The sequence below is a fragment of the Bacteroidota bacterium genome, assembly GCA_018698135.1.
Classification (GTDB): Bacteria; Bacteroidota; Bacteroidia; order CAILMK01; family JAAYUY01; genus JABINZ01.
In genome coordinates, this window is sequence record JABINZ010000050.1 from 1 (window position 1) to 8,543 (window position 8,543).

Below are 8,543 nucleotides of genomic sequence, written 5' to 3' on the forward strand. Positions count from 1 at the left end.
AAGCCTGCATCTCTTAATTCATCAGAGAGCGAAACCCGTATTATTCTTTCGTCATCGACAACAAAAATTTTCATTTTACCTATTTAGTATAACAGGGTAATTCAATAACAAATTCAGTTCCCACTCCTTCTGTGCTGCTAAATCGAATAGAACCACCATGTTCTTTTATTAAATTAAATGATACAGCTAATCCTAAGCCTGTACCCTTCCCCACTTTTTTTGATGTAAAAAATGGATCAAAAACTTCATTCCCTATTTTTTGAGGGATACCCATTCCATTATCTTTCAAATGAATGTATACTTTATCGGAAACTTTGTTTATTCCGATTTCTATTTCTCCTTTTAAATCAACTTCCTTTTCCTTTCGTTCTATGATAGCATCCAAACTATTCAATAGTAAATTCATGATTACCTGTTCTAAATGATTTGCACTTCCATTGACAAAATATGTTTCTTTTAGCTTTGTTTTCAATTCAATATCACTATTGTTCAATTTGTAATCGGCCAGCTTAATTGCACTTTCGATAAGCAAATTCAAATTGGTTTTTTTTAAGGATATATTTTCTTTTCGGCTGAAGTTTAACAGGCGTTGAACAACATTTTCAATTTTACTTATGGCCTCCTTGATTAAGCGTGCATAATTGGCATTTTGCTCTATATTCTCTGGATTCTTAATAATCCGATTGGTGCAATTTATAATTCCTGTAATAGGATTGTTTATTTCATGAGCCAGACCAGCAGACAGTGTGCCCAAGGAAGCTAATTTTTCAGCTTGTACCAATGCTCCCTGTGTATCTTTCAAGGTGATATAGCTCGTTTTCAATCGATTAATCATTTCAGAAAATTTTGTAACCAGAATATCTAACTCATCATTTGATTGAAACCTAAACGGACTAATTTTTTTTCTTTTTATGGTAATAAGATCCTCTTTATCAATATAATTTAAATCAATAATTTGGGCTTTTCGACTGATAATTTTTATTGGCTTTGTAATGATATAGGAGAAAAACAACGCTCCCAATAAACCCAACAATAAAAATGCAGCAATCATAAGAACCAAGGTTTTTGTTGCCAGAGTCATTTCCTGTTGGATATGCTCTTCAACAATGCCAAGCCTAACCGTTCCAAGCTCTCCATTTAAAATGGGATAGGCAATATCTCGAATAACGGGAAATTCGAAATTAGTTGTTTTGATTGCTTCAATATTATAATTCCCCGACTTTAATGAATTGACACTCAATAAGCCTTCAGGGATATTAATATCATAGGTTTGGGCAACAATTTTGTTTGAATTATTTAAGATAAAAATATACGAAATGCTGGGGTCACTGTTTTTAATCTCATTAAGTATGGTATAAAGTCCAAGATGATCTTCATAAACCAAAGGGCTCAATGCTTTTTCAGAAATAATGGTTGCCAATACTTTACAGCGCTTATCAATTTCCTTTTCAAACGATTTATAGACCGAAGACCACAACAAGAATAAATTAATAGATCCAAAAATGACCACTATAATGGTTGAAGCAATAGCAAATTTCCAAAAAAGAGGGAAATTGATAATTCTATTTGGCGTCTTCATGATCAATGTATTCTTTAAGCTGAAAAACACTCTTGTAAATCGAATCATTTACCAGTCGAAATTTATCAATCAGTAATTTATCTAATATTATTTTCCCAAGACTATCGTTATGGATTTCTAAAAATATTTTCTGGTAGGTATTAAAACTTTTTTGATCCAGCGAAACAGGTGTTACAATGGGTGGAATGCCATATTCTTCTGATTTTTGGATGATCTTAATATTCTCCACTTTCTCAGGATTATGTAAGGCAATATAGTCATAAATCAAACTGTGAACGGAGGCTCCATCCATAATACCTTGGTTAACCATTTGAATTGAAATATCATGACCATAAGTGTAAATAACCTTGCGAAAAAAATCGGATTCATTTTGATCCTGCTCTGCTATTTCTTTTAAAGGATAAAGTCGCCCTGTATTGGAAAGTGGATCTGTGAAGGCAAAACTTTTGCCTTTAAAATCTGCTATTTTTTCAATACCTGATTCTTTTTGCGTAATAATATAGGCATTGTATGATAACTTTTGTTTGATTTCAGGAGCAACCAATAGCTTTATTTTGTTGTTTTTGTATTCGTCAACAAATGCGCCTGAGCATATAAAAGCAAAATCAACTTCGGAATTCTCCAATAACAAATTTACTTCTTCATAGGTCTTTTTTTGTTTGATATAAATAGGATAACCTACCTTTTTAGAGATATACTCAATCAATTCACTATAATAGGTATAGGTTTCCTTTGGAGATGTCATGGAAGCAATGGCAATGTATACTGCCTTTGATTCATTCGCATTTAAATTCTGGTCTGAATCAATTGTTTCTGCAAAATCAACGGTGGCCTTATCCTTATTCTGTTTGTTACATGAAACGCTTACTATCAGCAGCAATATCAAAATATATCTTTGCATAATCTTATATTTTAGGTCTGAATTGTAATACCAAAGTATCACTGTATTTAGTTACTATAAAAGTACAGCTAATTTTAAGATTGTATGCATTGCACACAAAACGTTCCATACTAATTTACAGAAAGCTTCCTATGATAAATAAATGGGATAAATTGGTTTTGGGAATTATAAGAATATTCAATTCAAGCAGAGATTTCTAAGCATTTCAACAACTTTCTACTGCTAATTAAAACAACAAGCCTAAATGTATGCGTAATGCTTAATCGAATAATAATAAGCAAGCAGATATGTAACTACTGTAAGGAAATTGAAATCGATCTTACATTATTTCAAATACTTTGAAATAAGAGCCATCAAATCTTTATAATTCAAGGGTTTTTGTATGTAATCATTGCATCCTGCGCGGAGACTTTTTTGATGTTCATCGTTCAAACCAAAGGCAGTTTGAGCAATAATAGGAATTTCTATATTCAGCTTTCTTATTTCGGCTGTGGCATCCAGTCCATTCATTTCCGGCATCGACAAATCCATTAATATCAAATCAATTTGTTTGCCTTCCTTCATAATGTTTAATGCTTCCAGACCATTTTTTGCCCATATCAGCTTTACATCACTCTTTTTTAAAATAAACTCGATATACTTAAAAACATGGTCAATATCCTCAGCTACCAAAATCGTTTTTCCTTTCAGAAATGAATCATTTTCATTCAAGGACGTTTCGGGCTTGTCATTTTCATGCTTAACACTCAGTGCTAATGGCATGCTGATAAAGAATGTGGTTCCTTCATTTTCTTTACTATCAAACCAAATTCGACCTCTATTTTTTGAAATCAGTTCAAGGCAAATGTTTAAACCCAGTCCACTTCCTTTCTCATCATGTGTGCCAATGGTTGTATGAAAACTATCGGGTTTTAATAAAAACTCTTTATCATTTTCCCTAATGCCAATTCCTTTATCAATAATTTTTAATACTATTTCACCATTAACAATTACGGCCTGAATTTTAATAATACCTTGAACATGGCTGAATTTTATAGCATTCGTAAATAGGTTTCTTACAATCGTATGCAACATATCCCTATCGCCATGCACCTCAATATCTTCATCAACATCAACCTCTACATCAATTTCCTTCGAATCAAATATGCTTTGATAGGTGATGGTGACTTCTGAAATCATTTCTTCCAGATTGAAATTTTGCGCTCTGAAATAACTTGATCGCCAGTTAAGCTTTGACCATTCCAATAAGTTTACCAATAAGTTATTTGCTTCGAGTGCTGAGGAATAGATGTTAAAAGCAGACATCTCCAATTCATCATCATCTAAATTTTCTAACTCGCTGTTTAATATGTCTGCAAAACCAAGAATACTGTTAAATGGGGCTTTCAAATCGTGTGCAATAATGGAAAACACTTTGCTTTTCTGCTCATTGAGTTCAATCAGTTTTTGCTCACTTTCGCGCAATGCATCTTCTGTACTTTTCAATCGATAAAAACTTTCGATACGTGCGAGCAATTCTCTATTACTTATCGGTCTGCTCATATAACCATCAGCGCCACCTTCCAGGCCAACAGCCTGATCGTCTGAGGTTATTAGTTCGGCAGTGAATAGAACAACATAAGGTGGGCTGTTCAGTCGCATTGATTTAATTTGGCGACAAACTTCCACACCATTTATATCTGGCAGAATTATATCCAACAAAACAAGATCTGGAAGCTCCTTAACAACCTTTTCAAAGGTTTCTGCTCCATTTCTTGCTTCCACAACTTCGTAACCTGCATTAATCAATACATTTGTTGTAATGGATCTCAATTCAGGGATATCATCCACTACCAGAATTTTCTTATTCATACTACTCATAAACTATTATTAATTCTATTCGTTAGGCAGGATTATATAGTTATGTTGATCCAGTAAAATTGTTCGTGATAAAATTGATTGCTCCCTACGAGTTTGCCATCGGGCTTGTTATAATTGCATGTATTCAATTACAAGCAGCTAAATTAACTTTATTGCTTTGCAATTATCGTAAATATTTTGAAAGAAAAGGTAACAATGTTCAAATAAGTGCTGAAAAATAATCTTTGCTTACAGGAACCTCTAAAAACTATTCTTTATTCACCAAATAATTGTTTGTGAATGGATTGGATCAAAATCTCTTTCTTATATGGCTTTTGCAGATAATCATCAAATTCAATTTGGTATTTTTCGTTGAAATGCTCAGGAATGCTAAAAGCAGTTTGTGCAATAATAGGGCAGGTAACATTTTGGTCACGGAATATTTTAGTGACCTCAATTCCACTCATTTTAGGAAGCTGTAAATCCATCAATATCAAATCAAAATCAGGTGTTTTTTGCATAATATCAATGGCTTGTTTGCCATCTTTGGCCCATTCAATTTGTATTCCTGTATTTTTAATGACCATTTCGATGAAAAGATAGTTCTGACTATTGTCTTCTACCACCAATATTTTTGTTGCTGACCAATCAGGATATCCGTTATCGTCTTTATGTGAAAAATCACTTGTTTTGTTATGAGGGATTGTAAAGCTTACTTCGGTTCCTACACCTTCTTGTGATTTAACCTGAATTTCACCACCTAATTTTTCTATCAGGCTTTTGCAAATAGATAGGCCTAAACCTGTTCCTCCATAGATTCGAGTATGTGAATCATCCACCTGTCTGAAAACATCAAAAATAATGGGTAGTTTATATGCAGAAATTCCAATGCCATTGTCCTTAATGCTAAATGCAATACAATCCTTATTTGTTGCATCAGGCTGAAACTGAATATCAATTTGACCGTCAGGTGTATATTTAAGCGCATTTTCAATCAAATTAAACAAAATTAAACGCAATTTTTCTATATCGGTATTAATTAAATTGATATCTGATTTAAGTTCATTTTGTAGATTAATAAACACTGCAGGTCGTTCTTTTTTAAGCGGACTTGCTTCCAATTTTTGTTTAATATCATTCAGTAGATTATTCAAATTACACGGAACTGTAGATAGCTCAATCGATCCGGCTTGAATTTTAGAGATCTCCAGTATGTCTGAAATAATGCGCACTAAATCGTTACCACGAGAGTTGATCAGTGAAATGAATTCTTCTTTTTCTTCTGTTTGTAAATCAGGCATGGATAAAAGCTGTGAAAAACCAATAATAGCATTAAGTGGAGTTCGTACCTCATGCGACATATTATCCATGAATGCAGACTTTAAACGATCCGATTCTTCAGCCTTTTCCTTGGCGCTGATTAATTCAGCCTCCATTCTTTTGCTTTCTGTTACATCCCTAAACAGAGTAATAACGCCATAACTCACTCCTTTTGCATTATACATGGGGTAACTTCTGGCTTCAGCAATAAAGCTACTGCCATCTTTTTTAACCAATTCAAGTATATTGATGGTCAGTTTCTCCTCCCCTAAGTCAGCTAGTTTTTTACCAATATCGAAATAATCCTTTTTGTCTTTAAATAATACTTTAGTCGGTTTATATAACACTTCGTCCATACTATAACCAAACAAAACCAAAAACTGTGGATTCACATTGATCACATTTCGTGAAGTATCGGTTACAAAAATGGCTTCAAGCATACTATTAAAAAGATGTGCATATTTAATTTCAACTTCTTTGAGCTCTTTTTTTATCCTGACTTTTTCCATTATATTTTTCACGGCAGGAACCAATTTTTTCAAATTGTCTTTCATGATATAGTCGGAAGCACCCGATTTCATGGCATTAACAGCTGTTTCCTCACCAATAGTTCCTGAAACAATAACAAAAGGCACATCAGGAAAATATGATTTTGCAATTCCAAGAGCTTGAATACCATCAAAGTCAGGCATGGTATAATCAGAAATAATCAGATTGAAATGATCATTTTTACATACCTCATGCATTTTTTCTGCAGAAAATACATTGATGTATTCGACCTGATATTGATTGTGTTTAAGGATTTCAACAATAATTCGAACGTCATATTCCGAATCTTCAACAATCAGAATTCTTAAATTCTTTTCCATTATGGATTAATAAAAAGTTGAGCAAAACACATTAAATAATGCTACTAATTTAATGTGTTTAAATATTTAATGCATGTAAATAATTTATGCTTTGTGAACAATTTTGTTGATAATTGTCAATATACATACTCAACTGCCTAAATTTTACTGTTGAAACATTTATTTTGAAAGATGTTTGAATATAAAAATGGAGATATTGAGTAAGTGTATTTACAGAAAAGTATCTTTTTTGTGACTTCTTTGTGGCTTTGTGTTTCTACCCTTGCAAAACACCAATAAACAATCAACAAATATCAAAAAATAACCAATGTTAAAAATTTCAATAATCAAACAGTATTGAATATCTAGGGAAGTTTTGAAATTTGGTTATTATATTTTGTGATTTATTTGTCCGAAGGACTCCAGTGGAGAGATTTGATCATTCGAATTTGTGATTTCTATTATTGATATTTATAGAAGCTCAAGTAGCCAAAATGAATTGCAGGGTTTAACCATAAACTATGTCACACACTCATACATATCCACTATTATGCAAGGCACCCCATTATGCATCCAAAAAACCACCTATTATTTCAGTCAACTGATCGGGCGTATAGGGTTTTTTAATAATTGCCTCGAAAGTTGGCCCAAAGTCCATGTTTTCATCTACTGGCATGGAATAAGCCGTTTGAGCAATAAACGGGATTTTATCATTGAAATTCTTCATTTCAGCTGTGGCTTCAAATCCTGATTTCTTTGGCAAGTTGATATCCATGAGAACCAAATCAATATCTTTGGTCATACAATATAGTTCAACGGCTTCTTTCCCATCTGACGCTCGGTAGGTTTTTGCTCCCGTACGAGACAATACCCGATCGATGAACATAAAATTCATGGGATTATCTTCCACCACCAAAATACATTTATCAGACCAGTTCCGCTCAGGCTGATCATCTTGTTGTGTTACTAATTTTAACACATCATCATCTTTTATATAATGTGGGATAGTGAAATAAAATGTTGAACCTTTTCCCATGATAGATTCCAGCCAAATTTTACCGCCCATACTTTCAACAAATCGTTTAGCTATTGCTAATCCAAGTCCGGTACCACCAAACTCACGTGTATGGTCTTCATCAACTTGTCGGAATATATCAAAAATTTGTTTTTGTTTTTTTTGAGGAATGCCAATACCCGAATCCTTGATATAGAATTCGATCATTCCTGAATCTGATTTATTAAATTTATAACCCAGTTCTACATTTCCTTTCAAAGTAAACTTTAATCCATTTTCAACTAAATTGAACAAGATCATCCGCAGTTTTTCTTCATCTGTAAATATTTGAATCTCTTTTTTTAATTTTCTTGTTGGGATTAATGAGAAACTAACCTCTTCTTTCTCTTTCAGCTCCTTACTATTTTCAAAGGAGTGAACAATTTTTTTAAGAAAATCCTGCAGATAAATAGCTTTATTCTCAATACTTATGTGGCCTGCTTCAATATTTGAGACTTCAATGATGTCATCTATGATACGCATCAAATCGTTGCCTCTTGAATTAATTAAACTAATGAAGTCTTCTTTCTCATCATCGCTAATATCGGGCATTGACAAAAGTTGAGAAAACCCAAGAATGGCATTCATGGGGGTTCGAATCTCGTGTGAAATATTAGCCAGGAAAGCAGACTTTAATCGATCTGATTCTTCAGCCTTTATTTTTGACAGATTTAGCTCCTCAACAAATCGCTTTCTTTCAATAATTTTCCAGACACTATCCATTAATAACCTAAGCTGTCGCACATCCGATTCATCATAATCGCTTTGCTTATTGGCAACTCCTACAACGGCTACTATTTCATTCTCTGAAAACACAGGTATGACTAAATAGCGTTCTACATCAATATGACCTTCTGGATAGCCCTTTTATTTTTGTTGAGAATTAGAAAAAGGTCATTACATTGTTGAGATTCAAAATGTAATTGACTAGTGTGTGAGATCAGGGGTTGCCAGATAAGCATTAGCTATATCGTAAAAAAGGATTGATCCACACACGAAAAT

General features: G+C 33.2%; 5 protein-coding genes. All 5 read right to left on the reverse strand.

The features are described 5' to 3' along the window. Positions 1-79: 79 nt before the first annotated feature. Positions 80-1,579, reverse strand: a complete 1,500-nt coding sequence (locus tag HOG71_03080) for a two-component sensor histidine kinase (protein MBT5989813.1) — start codon at positions 1,577-1,579, stop codon at positions 80-82. Next, positions 1,563-2,480 (reverse strand): phosphate/phosphite/phosphonate ABC transporter substrate-binding protein, encoded by a 918-nt coding sequence (phnD, locus tag HOG71_03085; protein ID MBT5989814.1) that lies wholly within the window; start codon positions 2,478-2,480, stop codon positions 1,563-1,565. The genes HOG71_03080 and phnD overlap by 17 nt, the downstream gene beginning before the upstream one ends. Positions 2,481-2,804: 324 nt before the next feature. Then, the gene (locus HOG71_03090) at positions 2,805-4,340 is read right to left on the reverse strand and encodes a response regulator (protein ID MBT5989815.1); all 1,536 of its coding nucleotides are present in this window, start codon (positions 4,338-4,340) and stop codon (positions 2,805-2,807) included. Between the two features lie 254 nt (positions 4,341-4,594). After that, complete coding sequence (locus HOG71_03095) at positions 4,595-6,508, reverse strand: response regulator (GenBank protein MBT5989816.1); 1,914 nt, start codon at positions 6,506-6,508, stop codon at positions 4,595-4,597. A gap of 544 nt (positions 6,509-7,052) precedes the next feature. Next, positions 7,053-8,357, reverse strand: a complete 1,305-nt coding sequence (locus HOG71_03100) for a response regulator (GenBank protein MBT5989817.1) — start codon at positions 8,355-8,357, stop codon at positions 7,053-7,055. Between the last annotated feature and the right edge of the window lie 186 nt (positions 8,358-8,543).